Origin of the sequence: Thalassospira marina (assembly GCF_002844375.1) — a bacterium.
GTDB classification, from domain to species: Bacteria; Pseudomonadota; Alphaproteobacteria; order Rhodospirillales; family Thalassospiraceae; genus Thalassospira; species Thalassospira marina.
On the sequence record NZ_CP024199.1, the window covers coordinates 1,846,601 to 1,871,828 of the forward strand.

A 25,228-nucleotide genomic window follows, 5' to 3' on the forward strand; every position below is an offset into this window, starting at 1 on the left:
CCGTCACATTACACAGCAAGATAGTTACAATTCAAAACATTTGATGTCAAATTAAAAGTCGGCTAGGTTGACCCCGTTTTAAAGACTGGGGAAACGACCAGATGACATCAGAACAGCAAAAACGGCGCGATTCACTCGATGTGCTGGTGGCGCTGCGCCAGATCATCCGTGCATCGGACCTGCATTCAAAACATGTGATGAAGGTGTGTGGTCTAACGGTGCCGCAATTGGTGGTTTTGCTTGCGATCGAGGAACTTGGCGAAGTCACCGTCAAGGAAATTTCACGGCATGTATCGCTAAGCCAGGCGACAGTAACCACCATTCTTAACCGGCTGGAGGAACGCAATTTTGTCCGCCGGACCCGCAATGCAGCCGACAAGCGTGTGGTAAATAGCTGTCTGACCGATAAGGGTGCGGATATGATCCGCAATACGCCGCCTTTGCTTGATGATGATTTTATGGATCGCTTCGAAGAATTAAAGGATAACGAACGCGGTCGCATCGTTACATCACTAAAGAAAATTGCCATGCTAATGGAAGGGGACGAGGTTGATCCGCGTCCGCCTACGGGCCGCCGTCAGGGACAGGACCGGGCAACATCGTGATGCGCGCGGTCAATTGTTTTGCTGCCATGATAAATGCTAACGCCCGGGATCGGGTTTTGTTTCAAAACTAAAAATAAAAAAAGGGGCAGCCAGTGACTGCCCCGCGGGATGGTTCAGGAATTTGGATATCGGCAGTCGCACACGGTTATAAACATGTGCTTTCTGCCTGGTATGCTTACAGGCTGTCTTTTACCCGTTGTGCAACATCCGCCGGGACCCATTTGCTCCAGACATCCTGTTTTTCTTTCAGGAAATATTCGGCGGCCCCTTCGGGTTTTTCGCCTTCATCCTGCATATAGGCCAGCATTTCCGAAACCAGGGCACTGCTGGTGTGGTAATTCGACAAAAATTCCGTCAGCTTCGGTGCCGATTTCATGAAATCGGTATTCACACCAACCGTTACCGTGCTTTGCGGATAGGCAGTTGCCTTGCTGGTATCGCTGCCATCTTTCAGCTTGTCGAAAATTTCCTTGTTATAGGCCGGTTCTTCCAGTTTTACGCTGTCATAAAGGCCCATAACCCAGGTCGGACCCCAATAATAAAACAGGATCGGCTCGCCGCGTTTATTGGCCGATGCAATGGCCGCCGATAGTGCAGCACCGGTGCCCGGGCGGAAATTGGTGTAGCTGTCATCAAGGCCATAGGCCGCCAGCTTGTTGGTGTTGACCTTTTCACATACCCAGCCCGACGGGCAGTTGTAAAAACGGCCTTTGCCGGGTTCTTCGGCATCTTCAAACAGCTTGGTATATTTTGGCAGGTCCGAAACCGATTTCAGGTCGGGGGCCATTGGTTCAATGCCACGTTCCTTGTCACCCTTGATGACAAAGCTGGGCACAAACCATCCTTCAACTGCGTCGTCAAAATTAACGCCAATCTGTTTTACGGTTCCGGCGGCTTCGGCCTTTTTCCAGGCATCGGCCACGTTATCGCGCCAGATTTCCATAACAACATCAATGTCGCCTTTGCCCGCGCCCGTTAACAGCGGAATGGTTTCGCCGGGCAGGGCATCGGTTTGGCAGCCATAACCTTTTTCAATGATGTAACGCGCGACCGCATTGTGAAAAAGGGCGCTGTCATAATTAAGCCCGGCAAACATCACCGGGCGGTCAATTTCGCAGGATGCATCGGCCGCCTGGGCCGGTGTTGCACCAAATTGAAGGGAAAGGCCGATGCCAATGGCCATCAGCGCTGCGGCTCCGGCGGGCAGGAATTTCATTTTCTGTGTTCCTCGACATTTTTTACGGTCCGGAAGCGCATCATGTGCCAGCCGGCCGGTATGATACGAACAAAGACGGGCTTTGGTTCCCGCTGTGATCGTTCATGCCGGTAACTGGCAGCCTGATACAGTCATGGCAAAAGTTTAGCCGCCCGGTTTTGGGTTATGCAACCTTTGATCCGGGTAATATTGACAGGATGTGTCAGCAGGTTGCAGGAACTGGCAGTAGACCAATGCCAAAACACGGCAGCAGATCGGGCCATTTGACAGTTTCCATCCTGATCAGGCCTGTTAATGGCGGGCCGTTCGGGTATATGGTGGGGCAAATCCCGCCACCTGCGCCCATAACTGGAGCAACCCCGCCCCATGCATGACAGCCTGTTTGTTTTCGATATTGAAACGGTCCCCGATACCGATGTTTTGCCAAATCTGACTGGCGAAACCGCCCCGGACCCGGAAACCGGCCGCAAAATGCTGGAACAATACCATCTGGATATTACAGACGGGCGCAATGGCTTTGCCCGCCAGCCATTTCACAAGGTTGTTGCCATCAGTTTCCTGCGCGCCACCATTCAGCGTGACGGCAACCTTGAAACCTATGAAATCGAAGAATTACGATCAGGCGGTGATCTGACCAGCGAGGAAAAGGACCTTGTTGCCGGTTTCTTTGCCTATTGCGGCAAACTTTATCCCCGGCTTGTCAGCTTTAACGGGCGCGGGTTTGATCTGCCGGTTTTGAAATACCGTGCCATGAAACATGGTGTTTCGGCGCGCTGGCTACACCAGTCGGCCAATAAATGGGAAAATTACACATCGCGTTATGCGCCCAACTGGCATTGCGACCTGGCCGAAGTTTTATCGGATTACGGCGCATCGGCGCGCACAAAAATGAACGAGGTGTGCGCCGCCCTTGATTTGCCTGGTAAAACCGGTGTCGATGGCAGCAAGGTTGCCGATATGTTTGATGCTGGCGAGATCGATGGTATTCGCCGTTATTGCGAAACAGACGTCTTAAATACCTATTTGCTGTATTTGCGCTATGTGCTGCATACCGGCCTGTCAGATCATGATGGCTATAACCATGCCATCAATCTGACCGTGGCCTGGCTGGAAGAACGGGCAGGGGATATTCCCGCCTATGCCGAGTTTCTGGAAGCCTGGCGGACCTCAAGCCGCGGTTCGTTTAACGTGCTTTGATGCCGTTGTGCACGGCAATAGCGCCCAATAGAACGGCCCGGTGGTAAAGCCGGGCCGTAATTTTATGGCAGCTGATGTGTAATGTGTCGATTAAGCCTGTTGGCAGGCGGACAATATGGCATCGCGGACTTGCGGAAAGGCATTAAAGCCGGTTTCGCGGTTCAAGTGGCCACCACCGGGAATAACTTCCAGCGATGTTTGCAGCAGGTCGGCAACCTGCTGGCTGCGTTCCAGTGGTACATAGGGGTCATCATCCCCGGCCCATGAGCCATGTGCTGCCCCTTTGCGGGCGCAAATGCCTGCCCAGTCAAACGGGTCATCGAAAAAAGACTGGTTGATCGGGTCATAATCGGGCAGGCCCAGCGCGCCGACAAAGGCCGATGTGATGAAGGTGCCGACAAAGGGTTTTGTTGCCTGTTCCACCACACGCAATGTCATGGCTGATCCCAGGCTGTGACCCACAAGGATGGTCGGTTTTTCCGGTAGGGATTTGATGGTTTCATCATAAACCGTCATCCAGGCCGACAGGGATTGGCCTTCGGGGGTGGGGAAGGTCGGGCGGATCACCTCGATCCCGCGGTTTTCCAGCTCGGCATGAAGCCATGGAAACCAGTTGGTATCAGGCCCGCCATGGGCACCATGAAGCACGATTACTCTTACGTCCGCTGGCTGGTTCGCCATTCTGTATTCTCCAGATATATGACCAAATCGGTCGCGGAATGCTGATTTATCGCAGGCGTCCTGCAGTATCCGGCAACATCGTTTTCGTCAAGCTAACTGCACTGGAAGGCTGTGAAATTACGGGTTTTTTACCGGCCCGCTGCCCGTTCAAACAGGGCAAAATCCAGTGCATTATTGGCCTTGAATATCGCCAGAATTTCCGGGCTTAAATCATAGGGCGGGCGGCTGGTTTGGTTGACATGATAACTTTGCGCAACAGGCGGTGCCCGATGAAGGCGCCGGGCAAATTCGTTCAGGTCGGCATCAATGTTTTCCAGGGTTCCAACAAACCAGTAAGGTGCAAGGATTTGCCAGGCGTTTTCGGGGGCGGGCGATAACAGCTTTGCCATCGGGTTTTGGCAAGCCAGCAGAAATTCTTCCAGGCTGTTTTCCTTAATCGGCAACCGGCCGGTTTTGCGGCCATAAAAATAATGCGAAATCGCCCGTTCCAGCGGGTGGCGCAAAAACGTGATCAGGCGTGTCTGGTCGCCATAAACTGCCGGGTAACGTTGCCATAAATAGGCACCTTCGGTGTCAAAATGCCCGCATAGGAGGTGATGATCGCGCAGGTTTGAGCGGTCCAGCCTGTTTTGGGCGAAATCGGCGGGTGTTTGGGCTTCAAAGTGGCGGTGTGGTCGCTCGCGATAGTCATAGGTGATTAAAAACCACTGGGCGAACGCAATACGCAAGCTATTGCCACCACATTTGGGAATATGGTGAAACAGATATTGGGGTGATGGGGGCAAGATTGGTCCTGTTTCTGGGCGCTTTGAAGCATGGTCAGGTAAAAAAAGTTTACAATTAAAGACGTTTTAAAACAGTATGTTGTGAAGTGTTTTTAAGGGGAAAATGGTCGATAGAGGCAGTGGGGCTGGATTTGTGGTGCAGGTTATATTGCCCACAATGCTGTGATCGGTGTGATTGTGCCTTGCCAATCAGGACAATGAGACGGTAATTTCGCGCCCTGCGAATGTTTTTCATTCCCATTGTCATTGACGGAACGATCAGGAGAGCCTTCATGAACCTGCGAAAAATCATCCTTGGACTGGCGATAGCAACCGTTTCATGCTCCGTCGCACAGGCCGCGCAGGAAGTGAATGTCTATTCATTGCGCCAACCTTTCCTGATCAAGCCGATGTTCAAGAAATTTACCGAAGAAACCGGTATTCGCGTAAACACGCTGTTTTCGCAAAGCGGCCTGGTTGAACGTGTAAAACACGAAGGCCGCAACAGCCCGGCTGACCTGTTGTTGACGGTTGATATCGGCCGTATTCAGGATGCTGTCGATGCTGGTGTGACCCAGTCGCTGACCAGCGATGTGATCGAACAGAATATCCCCGCACAATACCGTGACAAGGATGCCCAGTGGGTGGGCCTTACCACGCGCGCGCGCGTTATTTATACATCACTTGACCGGATCGAACCGGGCGCAATTAAAACCTATGAAGAACTGGCTGACCCGAAATGGAAAGGGCGTGTCTGCATCCGTTCGGGTATGCATGTTTATAACATCGCCCTGGTTGCATCCATGATCGCCCATCATGGCCCGGAAAAGGCCAAGGAATGGCTGACCGGCTTAAAGGATAATCTGGCCCGCAAACCGCAGGGTGCCGATATCGACCAGATCGAAGCCGTTTCGCAAGGTGTGTGTGACGTTGCGATTGGCAATTCCTATTATTACGGCAAAATGCTGGATGATCCGAACAAGGCCGATGCTGCCAAACAGGTGCGCATTGTATTCCCCAATCAGGATGATCGCGGTACGCATGTAAATATTTCCGGCGTTGCGCTGATGAAAAATGCGCCCAACCGTGAAAACGCCATCAAGCTGGTTGAATTCCTGTCGGGCGACGAAGCCCAGCACATGTATGCCGAAGTCAATTTTGAATATCCGGTCAAACCGGGTGTGGAATGGTCGGAAATGGTTTCATCCTGGGGGCATTTCACCGCCGATGAATTGCCGCTTAACGAAGTTGCCAGCCTGCGCGGTGATGCCATTCGCATGATCGACGAAGTTGGTTTCAACGAATAACGGCGCCGGTGCATTTTGGCAGTGAAACAGGATTACCGCGCGTCTGGCTCCAGCGAGACGTTTGACCCGCTTAACAGCCGCCCTTTGGTGCGTTCCATGCGCTGGTGGCCACAGGGGCAGTCTTCCTGGTGGCTGGGTGGGGCAATGGTTATTGCCCTGCTGGTCGCAGCCCCGATTGTGGCTGTTGTGTATCTGGCGCTGTTTCCAACCGAAAATATCTGGCCGCATCTGGCGTCGACCATGTTGCCGCGTTACCTGTCCAATACCTTTATTCTGATGATCGGGGTGGGGATTGGCGTGACGCTTATGGGGGTTTCGTCGGCCTGGGTGGTGACGATGTGCCGCCTGCCGGGCAAACGGTTTTTTGAATGGGCAATGCTGCTGCCCATGGCGGTGCCAGCCTATATCGTTGCCTATGTCTATACTGACCTTCTGGAATATGCGGGGCCGGTGCAGGGCACCATTCGCGGATGGTTCGGGTTTGAAAGCGCGCGTGATTACTGGTTCCCTGACATCCGCACCAAGGGCGGCGCGATTTTGGTGCTAAGCCTGACCCTTTATCCCTATGTTTATATGCTGGCGCGTGCGGCCTTTCTGTCGCAATCGGTGTGCGTGCTGGAAGCCGCGCGGGTTTTGGGCCGTGGCCCCTGGAATGCCTTTGTCACCGTGGCCCTGCCGCTTGCGCGTCCGGCCATTGTTGTGGGCGTGATCATCGCCCTGATGGAAACCCTGAACGATTTTGGCACCATCGATTTCTTTGCCGTTCATACCCTGACGGCTGGCATTTTCAATGTGTGGCTGGGTATGGGCAATGCCGGTGGGGCGGCGCAAATCGCGCTGACCATGCTGGTTGTGGTTGTGGTGCTGATCGTTGCCGAGCGTTATTCCCGCCGTCGCCAGCGTTTTCACGATACAACATCACGGTTTCAGGAACTGCCGGGATACGAATTGGGTCTTGGCGCGAAAACGGCGGCTTTGCTGATCTGTTCATTGCCGATTGTGCTGGGTTTTGTCATTCCCGCGCTGGTCCTGATTTATTATTCCGTTGGTTATTTTGACCAGTCCTGGACCAGTGACTTTTTTGAATTTGCCCGTAACAGCCTGCTGGTTTCGTGGCTGGCTACATTGATGGCGGTGGGGGCTGCGCTGTTTTTGGCTTATGCCTTGCGCCTGTTCCCCAAACCAGCCCTACGTGCCTGCATTCGTTTGGCATCGGTGGGGTATGCTGTGCCTGGTGCGGTGCTGGCAATTGGGGTTCTGGTGCCGTTTGCTGGCCTGGATAATGCAATTGATGGTTTCCTGCGCGATAATTTTGGTATTTCGACCGGGCTTTTGCTCAGCGGCACCATCTTTGCCATCGTTTTTGCCTATAGCGTGCGGTTCATGGCAGTGTCCTATGGCTCGATCGAGGCGGCATTGGGCAAGGTCCGTCCCAGCATGGATGATGCGGCCCGCACCCTTGGTGAAACACCCTTTGGTACGTTACGGCGTATCCATTTCCCACTGGTGCGCGGTGGTATTTTGGCGGCTTGCGTGCTGGTTTTTGTTGATTCGATGAAGGAACTGCCCGCGACGCTTATTTTGCGGCCCTTCAACTTCGATACCCTGGCAACTCATGTTTACCAGTATGCCAAGGATGAAATGATCGAACAGGCCGCCCTTGGCGCGCTGACCATTGTGCTGGTGGGCGTGATACCGGTGGTGATGTTAAGCCGTGCCATTTCCCGTTCGCGTCCCGGTCATAGTAACTGATCTTTCGTGACGTAACCGGTGCAACCGTTCCGGCCGCGCTGCAAACGTGCCGGGATGGTTGGGGCATCACCTTCAAACTTGTGCTGGCCGGAACGAACAGGCTATCAGATAGCAGCATTTGATTTTCCGGTTTAAGGATGGCGACATGGCAGAAAAAAACGCTGCATCTGTTTCGGGTTCCGGCGCGAAGGTCGTGGCGGACATTGGCAGCCAGCCGGGCCTGACCCCGCTTGATGTTGCCTTGCGTCTTGCCTGCGAACAGGTCGCTGTTTCCGATTTGATCGAAACCCGTGATCTGACCGATTGTTTTGGGGCCATTTTGCGCGAAGACGTGATTGCGGCGGTCAATGTCCCGTCAGTCGATAATTCGGCCATGGATGGGTATGCGCTGCGACTGGCGGATATGGCAGCATTACCGCAAAAAGGCGATGTGACAATGCCGGTTGCCGGTGTGTCGCTGGCGGGCCATCCCTTTGCAGGTGAAATTCCCGTTGGGCGCGCCATTCGCATTGCAACGGGTGCCGCCATCCCCGCTGGGGTCGATGCCGTCATCATTCAGGAAAATGTCACCGCCAATGCCGATGAAAGCGAAATTCGCATTGAACGTGCCGCCATTGACCGCCTTCGCCATGGCGATAACATTCGCCGCGCGGGCGAAGATGTAAAACAGGGCATGGTTATTTTGCCTGCTGGCAAACGGTTGCGCCCGCAGGACGTTGCCGTGGCGGCAGGCCAGGGCAGGGCGCATCTGGTGGTTGCACGGCCCTTGCGGGTTGCTGTTTTTTCCACGGGGGATGAACTGGCCGCACAGGGCGGTGAACTGCCGCCGGGTGGCATTTATGACAGCAACCGTTTCGCCATGATCGGTATGATGCGCGCCATTGGTTGCGATGTAACAGACCTTGGCCTGCTGCGCGATGATTTTACGGTGTTGCAAACTGCGCTGGCCGATGCTGCGCAACATCACGATGTGATTTTGACATCGGGCGGGGTTTCGGTTGGCAAGGCCGACCTTTTAAAACCGGTTGTTGATTCCCTTGGCGAAATTCATGCCTGGAAACTGGCAATCAAACCCGGTAAACCCTTGATGCGTGGTCGCATTGGCGATTGTCTGGTGCTGGGCCTGCCGGGTAATCCGGTCTCGGTTATGGTTTCCGGGCTGTTATATGCCGTGCCGTTGCTGCTGCATATGATGGGTGCGCGCAATGAAGACCGTGCAGCCGTGCGGTTCCCGGTCCCGGCTGGCTTTAACCTTAAACGGGGCACAGGCCGGCGCGAATGGCTGCGTGCGCGCCTGCACCGCAATGGCAATGGGCAACTGGTGGCCCTGCCATTTCATTCCAGCAGTTCAGGTGTTCTTTCATCCATGGTCTGGGCCGAAGGCTTGATCGAACTGGCGGAAAACCGCGGCAGCGTCCAGCAGGGCGAAATTGTGGAATATATTGCCTTTGCCGGTTTGCAGGCATTTTAGACTGTCGAATTATCCGGCGATTTTGCGCAATAAATTTTGCGACTGATCCATATCATTGAAGCCATATGCCTCGCGCGCACATTGTAAAGCTGCAATCGGGCGATGCGTGAGGAGGCTTCAATGACCCTTTCTGTTACATTTTGTGGGGCTGCGGGTGGCGTTACCGGGTCCTGTTATCTGTTGCGAACACCAGTTGGCAATTTCCTGATCGACTGTGGCATGTTTCAGGGCAACAAAACGGTCAAGGAGCTGAATTACGGCCCGTTTCCCTTTGATGCCAGTGACATTCGCGCCGTTTTGCTGACCCATGCCCATATTGACCATTCCGGGCTGATTCCCAAACTGGTCAAGGCGGGTTTTATTGGGGTTATTTTTGCCACCCAGCCAACCTGCGATTTGCTGACCTATATGCTGCCCGATTCCGGCTATATCCAGGAAACCGAGGTTGACCGCCTGAACCGCCGCAATGCCCGCCGTGGCCTGCCGACAGTTGACCCCATCTATACCCGTGAGGATGCTGAAAAGGCCCTGAAACGCCTGCGCCCGATTGAATATCATGAGTGGGTTGAAATCGTACCGGGGTTCGAGGTGCGCTATTGGGATGCCGGGCATATTTTGGGTTCGGCATCTATTGAAATTAAAATCGATGGCGAAGCAGGCCAGAAACCGCGCCATTTGCTGTTTTCAGGCGATATTGGCACGGGCGAGGCCGTCTTTAACGAAGCCCCCGAAGGCCCTGCTGATGTTGATTACCTGTTTGTTGAAACCACCTATGGTGACCGTGAACGGGTGGATGTTTCCGCCAGCGAACGCCGTGGCCTTCTGGCCAACGAAATTCGCGAGGCGCTGGAGGCTGGCGGCAATCTGGTAATTCCCAGTTTTGCAGTTGCCCGCACCCAGGAATTGCTGGTCGATCTGGCGGCATTGTTTAACAGTGGCGCCTTGCCCAAGGCCGATGTTTTCATCGACAGCCCGCTGGCCCAGCGCGCCACTGGCGTTTTTGCCCGGTATCTTCCGCCCGAAGATGCCCATGCCTTAACGCATCCCAATTTCCATATGGTGCCTGATGTCGAAGCCAGCATTCAACTGGACCGGATCAAAAAGGGTGCCATCATTCTCTCAGCCAGTGGCATGTGCGATGCCGGGCGTGTGCGCTATCATTTGAAAAACAATCTGTGGCGGGCGGAATGCACGGTGCTGCTGGTGGGATATCAGGCGGCAGGGTCGCTTGGGCGCATTTTGCTGTCTGGCGCAAAATCGGTTCGTATTCATGGCGATCAGATCCAGGTGCGCGCGCGCATCCGTAACCTTGATATTTATTCCGGTCATGCTGATCAAAAAACGCTGCTGGACTGGGTAAAGGGGCGGTTGCCGGTTCACAAAAAGATATTTCTGACCCATGGGGAAAATGCAGCACGCGCCACGTTCCAGGACCTGCTGCATGCCAATGATATCCCACCCAAGTTACTATCCAGCCCGACCTTGGATGAAACAATCATCCTGCAACGCGGGCAGGAATTGCAGGCACCGATTGCCAAGCGGGGTGGGGCTGATGCCATGTCGCGTGAAGACTGGCACAACGATTATGCCCGGACCTTAACCGCGCTTTCGGAAAAACTGGCAGGTCTTGGCACCAACCGTGAACGCGAAAAACTGCTGGCAAAACTGGGCAGCCTTATCGACCGCGCCTGATGGCAGACACATGCAAATTAATCGCTGCATGATTTTGACAGCTGATCATCCGTCGCCATGCTTTGGGGGAAGATGGCGACATTTGCAGGGCAGGGGCAAAGTCCGCTGCCCTGCAATTATTTGTTTGGTATTTTGCTTTGCCGATGGCGCGTTTTGATTGATATTTTTAATCGGATCTCAACGCTAACGCACCTCACCATAATTTTATTGCATCTGCGAAAGTCGCTTTGTCACTGCAATTGCTCCCGATTTGGGGTTAAGTGCCGCTGGCAAGGGCGTTTCTGATGGTTGCATCCGGATGAAATCTGCTAACTAATGGAACGGAATTTCTTGTCATTATCCAAATTCCTGTCACCTTTATTAAAAAAAGGCGATGGGAGGTTCAATGGGACATGGAAGACGATATAGCGGCAAGGTATTTGCTGATAAGGCAACCATGTCTTTGGGGACACCCGAATTGCGGACGGTATTATGTCTTTAAAGGGCGCACGAGGCTATCGTGTACTGATTTATAGTCACGACACATTCGGCCTTGGCCATTTGCGGCGATGCCGCACCATTGCGCATGCTCTGGTCGATAACCGGGATGATGTTTCGGTGCTGATCCTGTCTGGATCGCCCATCATCGGCAGCTTTGAATTTCGCTCCCGCGTTGATTTTGTGCGCATTCCCGGTGTGATCAAGCTTTCCAATGGTGAATATACGTCACTTAACCTTGATATCGATGTTGAACAGATGCTGGCGATGCGTGAATCCATCATCCAGCATACCGCCGATGCCTTTGACCCGGACCTGTTCATTGTCGATAAGGAACCCCTTGGCCTGCGCGGCGAGGTGGAACCGACCCTTCGCATGTTAAAAGAACGTAATACGCGCCTTGTCCTTGGCCTGCGTGATGTGATGGACGACCCGGAAACCCTTCGTGAAGAATGGCTGCGCAAAAATTGCGCCCCGGCACTTGCCAATTATTACGACGATATCTGGGTTTATGGTCTGCGTGAAATCTGCAATCCGCTGGATGGCATTGATCTTCTGCCCGGCGTTGAAGAAAAAATGACCTATACCGGCTATCTGCCGCGCACCGCCACCCGCAAACCGGCCCCCGAACATGGGGCGCTGGGGCTTGATGAACCCTATTTCCTGGTGACCACCGGTGGTGGTGGCGATGGGGTTAATCTGGTTGACTGGGTGATTAGCGCCTATGAAGCCGATCCTGAAATTCCCATGCCATCACTGGTGGTTCTGGGGCCGTTCATGGCCCCGGCAGACCAGCAGAAATTCATGGAACGGGCTGAAAGCATCGACAAACTTTCGGTCATCACCTTTGATGCCAATGTTGAAATGCTGATGGCGCGTTCCGCCGGTGTTATTGCCATGGGCGGCTATAATACGTTTTGCGAAATTCTGTCATTTGACAAGCCATCCATTATTGTTCCGCGGACCGTACCACGGCTTGAACAATATGTTCGGGCATCCCAGGCCGAAAAACTCGGTCTTGTGCGTATGCTGACCGAAGAAGGCGGGCGTCCGCCCCTTGAAATGGCGCAGGCATTGCGTGGCCTTGCCGGGCAACCCGCACCGTCCAGCGTTACGGTGCCGGGCCTGATGGGCGGTCTTGAAACGGTATCCTCGATGGTGGAACACTGGCTGCCCCGTGATGGCGGCCTTCTTGATGCAGAGTACGCAACGGCATGACATCCGCCAATATTGCGGGCGTTGATCATGTTGCCATCGTGGTAAAGGGCTATCCGCGCCTGTCTGAAACCTTTATTGCCCAGGAAATCCTGGGTATTCAGCAGGCTGGTATTCCCTATCGCATTGTTTCGCTGCGCCACCCGACCGATAAAAAACGCCACCCTATTCACGGCCGCATTACCGGCAATGTTGATTACCTGCCGGAATATCTGCATGACGAACCCCTGCGTGTGCTAGCCGGTTGGTGGAAGGCGCGGCGGATGCCGGGTTATCGGGCGGCAATGGCAGCCTGGTGGCGCGATTTTGCCCGCGATAAAACCCGCAACCGTATTCGCAGGCTGGGCCAGGCGATGGTCATGGCGGCCGAGCTGCCCGCCGATATCACCCGCATCTATGCCCATTTTCTGCATACACCAGCATCTGTTGCGCGCTATGGCGCGATGATGCGGCAATTGCCCTGGGCCTGTTCGGCCCATGCCAAGGATATTTACACCAGCCCCGATTGGGAAATGCGTGAAAAACTGGCCGCTATGGACTGGTTGGTGACTTGCACACGCGCCAATGTGGACCATCTCAAGGCGCTGGCCGAAGACCCGGCAAAGGTAAACCTGCTTTATCACGGCCTGGATTTTTCACGCTTCCCCGAAGATTGGCCCGAACGCCCCCTGCGCGATGGCAGCAATGCCAATGACCCGGTGATTATTTTGTCCGTTGGGCGCCTTGTTGGCAAAAAGGGCTATGACGACCTTTTGCGTGCGCTGGCAAAATTGCCGGGCAACCTGCATTGGCGGTTTGTCCATATTGGCGGTGGCAAGGGCGAAAAATACCAGGCCCTGGCACAAGAATTGGGCTTTGCCGATAAGTGCGACTGGCAAGGCCCGCAGGACCAGGCCGAAGTCATTGCTGCCTGCCAGAAGGCCGATCTGTTTGTGCTTGCCAGCCGGATCGAAAAAGATGGCGACCGTGACGGCCTGCCAAATGTGCTGATGGAAGCACAGCTTTGCGGGTTGGCTGCTGTTTCTACCCGAATTTCGGCCATCCCGGAATTGATCCGTGATGGGGTAAATGGCCTGCTGGTGCCCCAGCGTGATGAAAACGCCCTGGCTGTTGCTCTGCAGGATATGATTTGTGATCCCGCGAAACGGATTGCCATGGGGCAGGCAGGTAATGACATTGTGCGCCGGGATTTTTCCTTTCACGCAGGTATGCGCGAACTGGGCCGCCGGTTTGGCATTGTTACGGTCGAAAGCCCGGAAATTACCGGCACAGATAACATAACTGCCACCAGGCAGGAGTAACCGCCGTGCGGATTGCGTTTTACGCCCCGTTAAAGCCGCTTGACCACCCGGTGCCATCGGGTGACAGGCTAATGGCGCGTTTGCTTGTGACTGCATTAAAACGCGCCGGACATGATGTGGATATTGCTGCGCGCCTGCGCAGCCGGGTTGGCGATGGCAATGCTATGCGTCAAATGCAATTGGCCGAACTGGGGGGTAAAATGGCCCGGCGGCTATTGCGGCGCTATGAAACCGGTTTTTTGCCCCGGCCTGATATCTGGTTTACCTATCACCTTTATTATAAGGCATCAGACTGGATCGGGCCGCTTGTCGCGGCCGAACTGGGTATTCCCTATATCATTTGCGAGGCATCACACGCCCCCAAACGTGCCAATGGCCCCTGGGCAGCCAGCCACCGGGCGGTTGAACAGGCCTTAAAACAGGCCAGTGCGGTTTTTTGCCCCAACCGGGCTGACATGGAATGTCTGGCGCCGGTAACAGGTGCTTCCAAGCTTCATTTTCTGCCACCCTTTGCCGATATCAGCGCCTGGCAGAATGCGGATGAATTACCCGCGCGTCGTGGGGATGAAAGTTCTAAACCTGTCGAACTGATATCCGTTGCCATGATGCGACCGGGCGATAAATTGCAATCCTTTGCGGTGCTGGCGGATGCCCTGGCGGCTTTGCCATTTGCCTTGCAGCACAACTGGCGGCTGACACTTGTGGGCGATGGCCCGGCGCGGGCGGATGTCGCGCAGCTTTTTGGTCGTTTTGCCGCCGGGCAGGTTGTGTTTGCCGGGCAGTGTGATGCGGCACAGACCCGCGCCTATCTGGCGCAGGCCGATCTGTGCGTTTGGCCCGCAATCAACGAGGCCTATGGCATGGCCCTGCTGGAGGCACAGGCCGCAGGCCTGCCCGTGCTGGCAGGCGATAGCGGCGGTGTTGGCGGCATTGTGCGCGATGGCGAAACAGGCTGGTTGGTGCCGGTTGGTGATAGTGCGGCCTTTGCCTGGCGTTTGGCAGGTTGTCTTGAAAACGCGGCAGCCCTGCAAATTGCCGGTCAAAAGGCGGCTTTTAACGCACTGGCCCATCACGATATTTCATCGGCAGCATCCATGCTTGATCGTGTAATTGCCAATGTGCTGGCATCGCATGGTTCGGCCCTGAAAAATGAAGCGGGGGATGAAAATGACGCAGGCTGATTTTTCCTTCGCTGTTTTGCGCCATGGCGCAACATCCTGGAATGTTGAGGGTCGCATTCAGGGACATAGCGATATTGGCCTGCTCCCTGAAACCTGCGATCAGTTGCACAAATTGCAAATTCCCGGCGAATGGGTGGAACGGCCCTGGTACACAAGCCCATTAAAACGTACCCATGAAACGTTGACAGCACTTGGCGTGCCCCCTGTGGGTGTGCTTCCGGCATTTGTCGAGATGAACTGGGGCCAGTGGGAAGGACGGAAACTTCGCGATTTGCGGGCCGAACTGGGCGATGCCATGACGCAAAACGAAGATCGTGGGTGGGATTTTCGCCCCGAAGGTGGTGAAAGCCCACGCGATGTTTTGGCGCGCATCGTGGCGTTTTTGGCCCGACGGCAGGGGGGGGATTTTGGCGTTACAACCCACAAAGGCGTTATTCGCGCCCTTTATGCCCATACGCGTGGCTGGAATATGATGGGCAAAAGTCCCGACAAACTGCAATGGGATGCGCTGCATGTGTTTCACTGGTCGCATGGCAGTGGCCTGTCCGTTTCGCAATTGAACATCCCGCTGATGGCCCGGGAAGGAACCCCGCAATGACCGATGTGATGATTTATGTGCAGCATTTGCTGGGAATTGGTCATGTGCGCCGCACCGCCTTGCTGGTTGCCGAAATGCGTAAGGCGGGGCTTTCGGTTGGTGTGGTCAGCGGTGGTATTCCCGACGATGCCATCGATTTTTCTGCCGATGAAGTTATTCAGTTACCGGCGTGTCGCAGTGCCGATCTAGGTTTTTCCGGGCTGGTGGACCAGGATGGCAACCTTGTTGATGATGCCTGGAAAGACGGGCGCAAAAACGCACTGTTGGCTGCCTATCAAACGCTGTCGCCACGCTTGCTGCTGGTTGAAATGTTTCCGTTTGGCAGGCGGGCTTTCCGGTTTGAATTATTACCGCTTCTCGAACAGGCCGGGCAGGATGGCGTAAAGCGTGTTTGTTCGGTTCGTGATTTGCTGGTGCGTAAAAAGGATATCAGCAAGGAACGCTGGATGCGCGATATTGCCCTTTCACATTTTGACCGGGTGCTGGTGCATGGTGACCCTGCCGTATTCGGGTTTGATCGCAGTTTTCCCTTTGCTGCGGATCTGGGGGATATGCTGGAATATACCGGCTATGTCGCCGCCGATATCGCCCGCAATGATGCAGGGCCACGGGGTGGTGTTGTTGTATCGGCAGGCGGGGGTGCTGTTGGTGCCGATTTGATTGCGGCGGCCATTGCTGCGCGGCCCTTGTCGGGCAAATATGCCGATGTGAACTGGGATATCATCACCGGGCCGCATTTCCCGGTCGATGCCTTTGCAAAACTGGCAGCCAATATGCCTGCCGGCATTACGCTTCATCGCTTTCTGCCCGATTTTCGCGAACGTTTGACCCACGCCGTTCTTTCGATTTCGCAGGCGGGGTATAATACCCTGATGGATGTGCTGGCCGCCGGGGTGCCATCGGTGATGGTACCATTTGCCGAAGGCGGCGAAAGCGAGCAGACCGAACGGGCCGAAATTTTTGCCGCCAGGGGCATTATTTCGCTGGTATCGGCTAATGATTTAACCCCTGAAAAACTGGCGCTGGCGATTGATAATGCAGATTTTCCTGAAGAATTTGAATTATCGCTGGACGGGGCGCGTATAGGTGCGGCTAAAATCAGGGCAATAATAATGGGAAAAGACTATGGGCACCTGGGATGACCTTCGCGCCGAGCTTGATTGCTGGGCGCAGGCAGATAGACATGCGACGATGTGGTGGCGGGACGACGATGCCGTTTCCGTAACCTCGCAGCTTGAGGAAATCCTGTCCTGCGAGCGCAGTTATCATGTGCCTTTGGCACTTGCCGTTATTCCCGGCCTGCTTGAAAACGACCTGCCTGAACGCCTTGTTGAAACGGTTGATACCCGTATTTTACAGCATGGCTGGCGCCATGAAAGCCACAGCCCGGCAGACCGGAAAAAGCAGGAACTTGATGATGTGCGCCCGGTCGAATCCGTGCTTGCCGAATTAAAGACTGGCTTTGATATTTTAACCACCCGTTTTGCCAGCCGTTTTTTGCCGGTTATGGTGCCGCCATGGAACCGTATTGCGCCAGCCGTGATGCAGGGGTTGCCTGAAATTGGTATTCGCGCCTTTTCAACATTTGGCGCGCGCAAGGCAAGCCACCCGGCAAGCGGCCTTCTGCAGGTCAATACCCATATCGATGTTATTGATTGGCGCGGCACACGCGGTTTTGCGGGTGAGGATTTTTGCCTGAACGCCATGATTGTCCATTTGCAGGGGCGGCGCACAGGCGCATACGATGAAGGCGAAACCACCGGGCTTTTGACGCATCATCTGGTGCATGACGCCGCAACGACCGCCTTTTTGCACGACCTGTTTTCGTTTGAGCATCCCGCCCTGCAATGGCAGGCAATTCCCAGGGTGTTTCCATGGCAATAAAGGGTCCATCACACACACAAACCAACCCGGGCGGTTCGGCCGGGGCAGGCGATGACAACGTGAACAAGACTGATACAGATTTAAATAATAGCCCGGTCGTGCCTGACGGGCAGGATAGCCGCAATACCGATATCACGGTGATGTCCTATCCGCGCCGTGTCGTCATGCCCGATCTGATCCGCTCGTTTTTGGGGATTGTGCTGTGCGCGGGTATTGCCGCGACGCCCGATATCATTGAATTGCTGCGCTGGATTGCGGCAGCGCTGATTTTGCTGTTTGTGGTGTATCTGTTACGCACGCTGTTTCGTTTGCGGTCGCGCATGCATGTGTCGGATTACGGGGTACGGCAAAGCGGCGTGTTTTCCAGTTCTGCATTCGGCTGGTCGGAACTTTCGGGTTTTCGCCTGCGTTATTTCAGCACCCGTCGCGATGGCAAAAAGGGCTGGTTTGAAATGACCCTGCATGCCGCCGGGACAAAATTGGTGGCGGAATCATCCCTGCAGGGATTTGGCAGGCTTCTGGAACTGGCGCGCGATGCCGCATCGGACAACCAGATCATGATTGATGATGTAACACGCACCAATCTGTTACGTCTGGACGAGGCGGATAACCTTGTACGTGCACAAGGCGGGCGAGGCGGGGCAATGGGCGAGGGGCAATGACCGATATTCTGCGTATCCGTGATCTTGAGGTCGAATTCGTAACACCGCATATGCGGACGAAGGCCGTTGACAAAGTCAGCTTTCGGATTGGTGCGCAGCAAACGGTGGCCCTGGTTGGGGAATCGGGTTCGGGTAAAACCACCATTTCCCAGGCGATTATGGGCATTTTGCCCAAGGCCGCGCAAATTACTGGCGGCAGCATCGTCTTTGCTGACCCCAAAAAGCCCGGCACCCGGGTTGATATTGCCATGCTATCGGCCAACAGCCCGGAAATGCGCGCCATTCGCGGTGGCAGTATTTCCATGATTTTTCAGGAACCCATGAGTTCCCTTTCCCCCATTCACACAGTGGGCGACCAGATTTGCGAGGCCGTACGCCTGCATCAAAAGGTTGGTGCCAGCGAGGCGCGCGATCTGGCGCGTGAAATGCTGGAACTGGTGGGTTTCCCCAATGCCAAGGCAGCATTGCGGACTTACCCGTTCGAGCTGTCGGGGGGGCTGCGCCAGCGCGCCATGATCGCCATGGCCCTTGTTTGCCGGCCGGCCCTTCTGGTGGCAGATGAACCCACAACTGCCCTTGATGTGACCATTCAGGCGCAAACCCTGCGACTGATCAAGGATTTGCAGCAGAATTTGAAAATGTCGGTGCTGCTGATTACCCATGATCTGGGTGTGGTTGCCAATATGGCCGACCATATGGTGGTGGTTTATAATGGCCGTGTGGTGGAACGCGGGCGGACGGATGATATTTTTATCAATCCCGGCCATGCCTATACCCGTTCGCTTTTGCAGGCGGTGCCGCATTTCGACATGGACCCGCAGGAACGTTTAAAACCCCTTCGCGAAATCAAACCGCGTACCGATGGCCTTTTAACGCTGGTCGACAAGTTCGATCGCAAAATGGCAAAGCTGGCGGAACATGCATCTTACGGCAATGGCCGGGGCGCATTGCCCGTTGCCCCCCATAACGAACTAGTAGCGAGCGCTTCGACACCTGACGATACGGCAAACAGCGCAGATCAAACGGGGCAGGTCGAATGCGAAGGTGGTGCCGCGCCAGTGACGCCAATGGCACCTGCGACACCTGCTGAAAACCTGCCGGTCGCCCGTCGCCTTTCCGAAGGGGTAAAGGGCGAAGCGGTATTATCGGTTTCGCACCTAAATAAAAGCTTCCCGGTGCGCAAAAGCGGCTGGTTTGGCATTGATGAACGGCGCATTCAGGCGGTTAGTGATGTATCGCTGACGGTTGGTCGCGGCGAATGCGTGGGGCTGGTAGGCGAAAGCGGCTGTGGCAAAACCACCCTTTCCAAGCTGATCATGCGTGCCATGGCGCCCGATAGCGGCAGTATCCTGTTTCGCGGTGAAAGCGGCCAGATGACCGAACTGGTGGGGCTGGATGAAGACCGCCTGGCACCTTATCGCAAACGTATCCAGTTTGTTTTCCAGGACCCGTTTTCATCGCTGAACCCGCGTATGACCGTGCATGACCTGATCAGCGAACCAATGTTGATCCATGGTGTTGGCACAGCCAAATACCGGCGCAAAATGGTGCTGGAATTGATGGAAGTTGTCGGGCTTGATCCGCGCTTTTTAAACCGTTATCCGCACAGTTTTTCGGGTGGGCAGCGTCAGCGTATCGGCATTGCCAGGGCGCTTTGCCTGCGACCGGACCTTTTGATCCTTGACGAACCAACATCGGCACTTGATGTATCGGTTCAGGCGCAAATCCTTAATCTTTTGAAAGATTTGCAGCGCGACCTTAACCTGACATATCTGTTTATTTCGCATAATCTTGCTGTGATAGATTACATGGCAGACCGCATTGCCGTGATGTGCGCCGGGCGCATTGTTGAATCAGCACCGCGTGCCAGCCTGTTTAAAAATCCGGCGCATCCCTATACCCAGGCGCTGCTAAATGCCGTGCCCTATGCCGATCTGGACCATCCGCTTGATTTTTCCAAAATCATTGACGGCAAATGTTCTGATCCCGCAGCCTGGCCAGCCCCCTTTACGGTTGATCGCAATTCAAACCCGTCGATGGTGCAACTGGCCGAAGACCATTTTGTGCGCATGACCCGCCCCGATTATCAGGAGATCGCTGTTTGATGTTGTCCCTTGCGAATTTTCACTCAGCTTCGCGCAAGCAGATAAGCGGTAAAGCGTCGTTTGTTTCCGGGGGCACGGCATTTTTGTTTGGCTGCACGCTTCTGGCCGGAAGTGCTTGGGCCGAAGTGCCCTATTTTGCCGATCAGGTGAAATCGGGCGCGTTACCGCCAATGGAACAGCGCCTGCCGGAACATCCCCTGAAAATGGATTTCGCCGCCGAGGGCAAAGAAGTGGGCAAATATGGTGGCGATATGGTCACCATCATGGGCCGGTCAAAGGATATCCGCATGGCGGTGGTGTATGGCTACACCCATTTGGTGGGCTATGACCAGAACCTGGATTTGAAACCCGATATCCTTGAAAGCCTGGATGTTAACGAAGATGGCAGTGTGTTTACCCTGCATCTGCGCAAAGGACATAAATGGTCGGACGGGGCACCGTTTACGGCCGAGGACTTCCGGTTTTACTGGGAAGATGTTGTTAATAACGATGACCTGTTCCCGGTCGGGCCGCCGCGCTTTTTGCTGGTAGACGGCGAACCGCCAAAGTTTGAAGTGCTTGACGAGTATACTGTCCGTTATAGCTGGTCGCAGCCAAACCCGTTTTTCCTGCCCGAACTGGCATCAACACGGCCGCCGTTTATCTATCGCCCGGCGCATTACCTCAAACAGTTCCATGAAAAATACCAGGACCCGCAAAAGCTTGAGGCGATGGTCCAGGAACGGGGCCTGCGCAATTGGGCGGTGCTGGAAACCGATATGGACCGACCCTATAAGCTGGAAAATATCAACCTGCCAACATTGCAGCCCTGGATCATTCGCACGCAGGAACCATCCGACCGGTTCATTTTTGAACGCAACCCGTATTTCCACCGGGTTGATCCCGATGGCAACCAGTTGCCCTATATTGACCGTATGATCTTCAATATCTCCAACGCGAAACTGGTGCCTGCCAAGGTTGGCGCGGGCGAGGTGGATATTCAAAGCCGTATCCTGACGTTAAAGGACTATACGTTCCTGAAACAGTCGGAAAAGGACAAGGCTTATCATGTGCGGTTGTGGGATGTGGGGTATGGCAACTATGCGACGCTGTATCCGAACCTGACGGTTTCAGACCCGGTCTGGCGCAAGCTGTTGCGTGATTTACGCTTCCGTAAGGCATTGTCGCTGGCGATTAACCGCACAGAACTTAACCGGGTGCTGTTTTTTGGCCTGGCAACGGCACGCAACAACACCGTTCTGCCCAAAAGCCCGCTATTCAAAAAAGAATATGCCAGTGAAAATATCGGTTTTGATCTGAAAGCGGCCAATGCCCTGCTTGATGAAATGGGCCTCGACAAACGCAATGATGATGGCATCCGCCTGATGCCCGATGGCAGGCCGCTTGAAATTATTGTCGAAACGGCCGGGGAAAACCCCGAACAGGACGATATTTTGGAGCTGATTGGCGATAGCTGGAAAAAGGCGGGCATCAAGCTTTATGTGAAGGCGCTGCAACGTGAAGTAATGCGCACGCGCGCCTATAGCGGCGATACTGTGATGTCGATTTTCACCGGTATTGATAATGGCCTTGCCGTACCATCAACCGTGCCATCCGAATTTGTGCCGGTAAACCAGGACAGCCTGCAATGGCCGAAATGGGGCCAGTATTACGATACTGGCGGCGAAGCCGGTGAAAAGCCCGATATGCCCGCCGCCGAAGAACTGATGAAGCTTTATGAAAAATGGCGCACCGGCGGGCCAGGCCAGCAGAAAGAAGCCTGGGAACATATCCTTGATATCAATGCCGAAAATCTGTTTTCTATTGGGCTGGTTGGCAATGTGCCGCAGCCCGTTGTGGTGGCAGACGGTTTGAAAAACGTGCCGGAAAAAGGCATTCACAGTTGGGAACCCGGTGGGTTCTTTGGCATCTATCATCCCGACACCTTTTGGTGGGATCGCTAATAGAGTATAGACGAGTTTGGTGTGCCGAAGGGGAAGGGCACGCCAAATCCGGGCACATGCAGGGGGAAGGCGCCAATGCTGACATATATGGCCAGAAGGCTGTTGGTGATGATACCGACACTGTTTTTGATCAGTGTCCTGGTATTCATCGTCATTCAGTTGCCGCCCGGTGATTTTTTAACCACCTACCTGAACGAACTGAAAGCCCAGGGCGAAGCCGTGGACCCGGCGAAAATTGCCTTTCTGCGGGCGCAATATGGCCTGGATGAACCGCTTTACATGCAATATTTCCACTGGGCGTGGGGGCTGTTGCATGGAAATCTGGGCTTCAGTTTTGAATATAACCTTCCCGTGACCGAGGTGGTGGGCGATCGCCTTTGGCTTTCCATGGTGCTTAATTTCAGCACCATCCTGTTTATCTATCTGGTCAGCTTCCCCATCGGGATCTATTCGGCAACCCGGCAATATAGCTGGGGTGATTACGGTATCACCCTTTTGGGCTTTCTGGGCCTTGCCATGCCCAACTTTCTGTTTGCGCTGGTGTTGCTGTATTACGCCAATGTGGTGTTTGGCACCTCGATTGGCGGGTTGATGGACCCGGAATTTATCAATGCCGGCTGGTCACTGCCCAAGGTAATGTCAATCATTGAACATTTATGGGCACCGGTCCTGGTAATTGGCACATCGGGCACAGCGGCCATGATCCGGCGTTTGCGCGCCAACCTGCTTGATGAACTTGGCAAGCAATATGTGGTTACGGCGCGCGCCAAGGGGCTGTCACCGATGAAAGTGCTGTTCAAATACCCGCTGCGCATGTCGTTGAACCCGTTTATTTCCGATATCGGCAATATCCTGCCGCAGGTGGTTTCGGGGTCGGTTCTGGTATCGGTGGTGATGTCGCTGCCCACAACGGGGCCCATGTTGCTGTCGGCCTTGCAAAGCCAGGATATGTATCTGGCCGGATCGTTTTTGATGTTTCTGGCATTGCTGACTGTGGTTGGCATGTTTGTTTCGGATTTGCTGCTGGCATGGCTTGATCCGCGTATTCGCTTGCAGGGGAGCGTTTCCCAATGAGCCGTCATACAACAGATCGCGCCGACGAACATTTTGTCGATACCCAGCCCTTTGACCCCTGGGACAAAGAAGACCTTTCGCCCGAACAGGAACGCTATTTTCTTGCATCGCAATGGAAGCTGATCTGGTGGCGCCTCAAGCAGCACCGGCTGGCCTTTGTGTCGCTGATCATTCTGGCGGCGATGTATTCGGCCATTTTTATTGTCGAATTTCTTGCACCCTATGCGCAGGAAACCCGCGACAGCCAGAATATCCATCATCCGCCGCAGGGCATTCACCTGTTTGACGATGGCAAATTCGTGGGTCCATTTACCTATGGCACCGACTTTTCCATTGATATGGAAACCCTGAAGCCGATCTATACGCCCAACCCGGAAAAGGTCGATAAACTGCGGTTCTTCTGTTCGGGTGACCCCTATGAATTTTGGGGGATGGTTGATGCCAGTTTGCATCTGGTTTGCCCGTCCAAGGATGGCACGCTGTTTTTGCTGGGCACGGACCGTTTGGGCCGCGACATGTTGTCGCGCATCATCTATGGCGCGCGCATCTCGCTGACCATTGGTCTGGTCGGCATCGCTGTCAGCTTTGTGCTGGGGGTCCTTATTGGCGGTGCCGCGGGTTATTTTGGCGGCTGGGTTGATAGTTGCGTACAACGCGTCATCGAGGTGATCCGGTCTCTGCCGGAAATTCCGCTATGGATGGCGCTTTCGGCGGCTTTACCGGTTACCTGGAGCCCGGTTCTGATCTATTTCGGGATTACCATTATTCTGGGCCTGATTGATTGGACGGGACTTGCCCGTGCAGTGCGGTCAAAATTCCTGGCGCTGCGCGAAGAAGATTATGCCTTGGCCGCACGCCTGACCGGGGCCAGCCCCAAACGGATCATTACCCGCCACTTGCTGCCGAACTTTGCCAGCCATTTGATCGCATCGGTTACATTGTCGATCCCGAATATGATTTTGGGTGAAACCGCGCTCAGTTTCCTCGGGCTTGGTTTGCGCCCGCCGGTGGTCAGTTGGGGCGTTTTGTTAAACGAGGCACAAAACATCAATGCCGTGGCGGTTTATCCCTGGCTGATGTTGCCGGTTGTTCCTGTGATTATTGTGGTGCTGGCGTTCAATTTTTTGGGCGATGGCCTGCGCGATGCGGCCGACCCCTATAAAAACTGATCCATACTGGCAATGGGAGCTTGTGAGGGGCGTTTGGGTTAGGGTGATATCCCTATTTCTTGCGCAGCCACAGGCTGGTTTCGATGCTGCCATCAAGAAGGGGCAGGTCATTGGCGATGGATGCTGTGACCGTGTCTTTCATGAAATTGTTGGCATAGGCCGACGACCACATAATTTCAAAACCACCACCGGCCAGAAGGGCGGCAACACCCTGCTGTTCGTTATAGCCACGCCACTGCCATGCTGAAGGATAATCGTTGGGCAGGCAGATATCGTGGACATGAATGATCACCCCGGAAGGCAATATTGGCAGCACGGTTGAAAACAGCATGTCAACATCGGTGCCCGGCATCAGGATATGGCTGCTGTCGATAGACAGAATATCGCCTGGCAGCAGGTCGGCAAAGACGGATGCCGACACCTTCTGCACGATCTTTTGATGGATGGTAATGGGCAGCAGGGCAATATCGGCGCGCGGGGCCGGGTCAATGGCGGAAATATCGGTATCCAAGCCTTCATCAAGCACGGCACGATAGAAAAACCGCGTGCTATGCCCTGATCCAACCTCGACAATGCGGCGCGGGCGCAATTCGCGTGTAATGACATAGGCCATCATGCCGTCCATACCGGGGAACCAGCCCTGTTCCCAGCGAGGATCGGGCGGGGTGGCGCGGTTAAAACCGACCAGCGCATCGCGGTACAGCTCGGCCTTTAACAGCCAGGATTTGAAATCGGCCCGGTGACGGGAAAATTGCTGTTCCAGCGCGGTATAATGCGGGCGGCCCACAGCGCGGCTGGTTTGCGCGGCATAACGATAGGGGATGAAATAACCGGCTGGTTCCTTCCCGAACAGGGTCTTTAGGCCCAGTTTCCAGCGGCGCATTTTTTTGGCAAAGGGAAGGTTGGTCATCATCGTCCTTGTATCGGCCGGGCC

General features: G+C 54.6%; 21 protein-coding genes. 17 read left to right on the top strand and 4 right to left on the bottom strand.

All coding sequences use genetic code 11. The annotated features are described in order from the left end of the window. The first annotated feature begins 101 nt into the window (after nt 1–101). Nucleotides 102–605: a MarR family winged helix-turn-helix transcriptional regulator gene (locus CSC3H3_RS08405; protein WP_101284555.1), complete on the top strand. Its 504-nt coding sequence runs from the start codon at nt 102–104 to the stop codon at nt 603–605. Between the two features lie 175 nt (nt 606–780). Here CSC3H3_RS08405 and CSC3H3_RS08410 read toward each other — a convergent pair whose 3' ends face one another. Continuing rightward, the gene (locus tag CSC3H3_RS08410) at nt 781–1,821 is read right to left on the bottom strand and encodes an ABC transporter substrate-binding protein (protein ID WP_101266171.1); all 1,041 of its coding nucleotides are present in this window, start codon (nt 1,819–1,821) and stop codon (nt 781–783) included. Between the two features lie 366 nt (nt 1,822–2,187). Between CSC3H3_RS08410 and CSC3H3_RS08415 the strand changes: the two genes are divergently transcribed. Beyond that, the gene (locus CSC3H3_RS08415) at nt 2,188–3,018 is read left to right on the top strand and encodes a 3'-5' exonuclease (RefSeq protein ID WP_101284556.1); all 831 of its coding nucleotides are present in this window, start codon (nt 2,188–2,190) and stop codon (nt 3,016–3,018) included. A 90-nt stretch (nt 3,019–3,108) separates the two neighbouring features. On the opposite strand, the gene CSC3H3_RS08420 is transcribed toward CSC3H3_RS08415, so the two are convergent. Continuing rightward, entirely contained in the window at nt 3,109–3,699 is a 591-nt protein-coding gene (locus CSC3H3_RS08420; RefSeq protein WP_101284557.1) for an RBBP9/YdeN family alpha/beta hydrolase, read from the bottom strand. Between the two features lie 128 nt (nt 3,700–3,827). After that, a complete protein-coding gene (locus CSC3H3_RS08425; protein WP_101284558.1) occupies nt 3,828–4,484 on the bottom strand; it encodes a sulfotransferase family 2 domain-containing protein in 657 nt (218 codons plus the stop codon). Nucleotides 4,485–4,756: 272 nt separating this feature from the next. On the opposite strand from CSC3H3_RS08425, the gene CSC3H3_RS08430 reads away from it, so the two are divergent. The 15 genes from CSC3H3_RS08430 to CSC3H3_RS08505 all read left to right on the top strand — a co-directional run bounded on the left by CSC3H3_RS08430 (nt 4,757) and on the right by CSC3H3_RS08505 (nt 24,294). Beyond that, a complete protein-coding gene (locus tag CSC3H3_RS08430) occupies nt 4,757–5,770 on the top strand; it encodes a Fe(3+) ABC transporter substrate-binding protein (RefSeq protein WP_101266163.1) in 1,014 nt (337 codons plus the stop codon). A 21-nt stretch (nt 5,771–5,791) separates the two neighbouring features. Then, nucleotides 5,792–7,522, top strand: a complete 1,731-nt coding sequence (locus CSC3H3_RS08435) for an ABC transporter permease (RefSeq protein WP_245881375.1) — start codon at nt 5,792–5,794, stop codon at nt 7,520–7,522. Between the two features lie 145 nt (nt 7,523–7,667). Next, the gene (locus CSC3H3_RS08440) at nt 7,668–8,993 is read left to right on the top strand and encodes a molybdopterin molybdotransferase MoeA (RefSeq protein WP_101284560.1); all 1,326 of its coding nucleotides are present in this window, start codon (nt 7,668–7,670) and stop codon (nt 8,991–8,993) included. 120 nt (nt 8,994–9,113) lie between these two features. Then, complete coding sequence (locus CSC3H3_RS08445; RefSeq protein WP_101284561.1) at nt 9,114–10,685, top strand: MBL fold metallo-hydrolase RNA specificity domain-containing protein; 1,572 nt, start codon at nt 9,114–9,116, stop codon at nt 10,683–10,685. 471 nt (nt 10,686–11,156) lie between these two features. Then, nucleotides 11,157–12,380: a glycosyltransferase family protein gene (locus CSC3H3_RS08450; protein WP_101266155.1), complete on the top strand. Its 1,224-nt coding sequence runs from the start codon at nt 11,157–11,159 to the stop codon at nt 12,378–12,380. After that, nucleotides 12,377–13,678, top strand: a complete 1,302-nt coding sequence (locus CSC3H3_RS08455) for a glycosyltransferase family 4 protein (RefSeq protein ID WP_101284562.1) — start codon at nt 12,377–12,379, stop codon at nt 13,676–13,678. The genes CSC3H3_RS08450 and CSC3H3_RS08455 overlap by 4 nt, the downstream gene beginning before the upstream one ends. A gap of 5 nt (nt 13,679–13,683) precedes the next feature. Beyond that, a complete protein-coding gene (locus CSC3H3_RS08460) occupies nt 13,684–14,859 on the top strand; it encodes a glycosyltransferase family 4 protein (protein ID WP_101284563.1) in 1,176 nt (391 codons plus the stop codon). Next, nucleotides 14,846–15,457: a histidine phosphatase family protein gene (locus tag CSC3H3_RS08465; protein WP_101284564.1), complete on the top strand. Its 612-nt coding sequence runs from the start codon at nt 14,846–14,848 to the stop codon at nt 15,455–15,457. The genes CSC3H3_RS08460 and CSC3H3_RS08465 overlap by 14 nt, the downstream gene beginning before the upstream one ends. Continuing rightward, nucleotides 15,454–16,599, top strand: a complete 1,146-nt coding sequence (locus CSC3H3_RS08470; protein ID WP_101284565.1) for a glycosyltransferase family protein — start codon at nt 15,454–15,456, stop codon at nt 16,597–16,599. The genes CSC3H3_RS08465 and CSC3H3_RS08470 overlap by 4 nt, the downstream gene beginning before the upstream one ends. Next, entirely contained in the window at nt 16,583–17,341 is a 759-nt protein-coding gene (locus CSC3H3_RS08475) for a polysaccharide deacetylase family protein (protein WP_101284566.1), read from the top strand. Before CSC3H3_RS08470 ends, CSC3H3_RS08475 begins: the two co-directional genes overlap by 17 nt. Nucleotides 17,342–17,400: 59 nt before the next feature. Continuing rightward, entirely contained in the window at nt 17,401–18,003 is a 603-nt protein-coding gene (locus tag CSC3H3_RS08480) for a hypothetical protein (RefSeq protein ID WP_157831866.1), read from the top strand. Then, a complete protein-coding gene (locus CSC3H3_RS24995) occupies nt 18,000–20,108 on the top strand; it encodes an ABC transporter ATP-binding protein (RefSeq protein ID WP_245881346.1) in 2,109 nt (702 codons plus the stop codon). The genes CSC3H3_RS08480 and CSC3H3_RS24995 overlap by 4 nt, the downstream gene beginning before the upstream one ends. Next, nucleotides 20,108–22,051, top strand: coding sequence for an ABC transporter substrate-binding protein (locus CSC3H3_RS08495; protein ID WP_101266143.1), 1,944 nt, complete (start codon nt 20,108–20,110; stop codon nt 22,049–22,051). Before CSC3H3_RS24995 ends, CSC3H3_RS08495 begins: the two co-directional genes overlap by 1 nt. A gap of 87 nt (nt 22,052–22,138) precedes the next feature. Further along, nucleotides 22,139–23,125 (top strand): ABC transporter permease, encoded by a 987-nt coding sequence (locus tag CSC3H3_RS08500; RefSeq protein WP_342751375.1) that lies wholly within the window; start codon nt 22,139–22,141, stop codon nt 23,123–23,125. Then, entirely contained in the window at nt 23,122–24,294 is a 1,173-nt protein-coding gene (locus CSC3H3_RS08505; protein ID WP_101266139.1) for an ABC transporter permease, read from the top strand. Before CSC3H3_RS08500 ends, CSC3H3_RS08505 begins: the two co-directional genes overlap by 4 nt. A gap of 52 nt (nt 24,295–24,346) precedes the next feature. Here CSC3H3_RS08505 and CSC3H3_RS08510 read toward each other — a convergent pair whose 3' ends face one another. Further along, nucleotides 24,347–25,207, bottom strand: coding sequence for a class I SAM-dependent methyltransferase (locus tag CSC3H3_RS08510; protein ID WP_245881347.1), 861 nt, complete (start codon nt 25,205–25,207; stop codon nt 24,347–24,349). Nucleotides 25,208–25,228 lie beyond the last annotated feature (21 nt).

Coding starts and splice junctions, on each gene's coding strand:
- CSC3H3_RS08405 (WP_101284555.1), top strand. CDS start 102: ATGACATCAGAACAGCAAAAACGGCGCGATTCACTCGATGTGCTGGTG.
- CSC3H3_RS08410 (WP_101266171.1), bottom strand. CDS start 1,821: ATGAAATTCCTGCCCGCCGGAGCCGCAGCGCTGATGGCCATTGGCATC.
- CSC3H3_RS08415 (WP_101284556.1), top strand. CDS start 2,188: ATGCATGACAGCCTGTTTGTTTTCGATATTGAAACGGTCCCCGATACC.
- CSC3H3_RS08420 (WP_101284557.1), bottom strand. CDS start 3,699: ATGGCGAACCAGCCAGCGGACGTAAGAGTAATCGTGCTTCATGGTGCC.
- CSC3H3_RS08430 (WP_101266163.1), top strand. CDS start 4,757: ATGAACCTGCGAAAAATCATCCTTGGACTGGCGATAGCAACCGTTTCA.
- CSC3H3_RS08440 (WP_101284560.1), top strand. CDS start 7,668: ATGGCAGAAAAAAACGCTGCATCTGTTTCGGGTTCCGGCGCGAAGGTC.
- CSC3H3_RS08445 (WP_101284561.1), top strand. CDS start 9,114: ATGACCCTTTCTGTTACATTTTGTGGGGCTGCGGGTGGCGTTACCGGG.
- CSC3H3_RS08450 (WP_101266155.1), top strand. CDS start 11,157: ATGTCTTTAAAGGGCGCACGAGGCTATCGTGTACTGATTTATAGTCAC.
- CSC3H3_RS08455 (WP_101284562.1), top strand. CDS start 12,377: ATGACATCCGCCAATATTGCGGGCGTTGATCATGTTGCCATCGTGGTA.
- CSC3H3_RS08465 (WP_101284564.1), top strand. CDS start 14,846: ATGACGCAGGCTGATTTTTCCTTCGCTGTTTTGCGCCATGGCGCAACA.
- CSC3H3_RS08470 (WP_101284565.1), top strand. CDS start 15,454: ATGACCGATGTGATGATTTATGTGCAGCATTTGCTGGGAATTGGTCAT.
- CSC3H3_RS08475 (WP_101284566.1), top strand. CDS start 16,583: ATGGGCACCTGGGATGACCTTCGCGCCGAGCTTGATTGCTGGGCGCAG.
- CSC3H3_RS24995 (WP_245881346.1), top strand. CDS start 18,000: ATGACCGATATTCTGCGTATCCGTGATCTTGAGGTCGAATTCGTAACA.
- CSC3H3_RS08495 (WP_101266143.1), top strand. CDS start 20,108: ATGTTGTCCCTTGCGAATTTTCACTCAGCTTCGCGCAAGCAGATAAGC.
- CSC3H3_RS08500 (WP_342751375.1), top strand. CDS start 22,139: ATGGCCAGAAGGCTGTTGGTGATGATACCGACACTGTTTTTGATCAGT.
- CSC3H3_RS08505 (WP_101266139.1), top strand. CDS start 23,122: ATGAGCCGTCATACAACAGATCGCGCCGACGAACATTTTGTCGATACC.
- CSC3H3_RS08510 (WP_245881347.1), bottom strand. CDS start 25,207: ATGATGACCAACCTTCCCTTTGCCAAAAAAATGCGCCGCTGGAAACTG.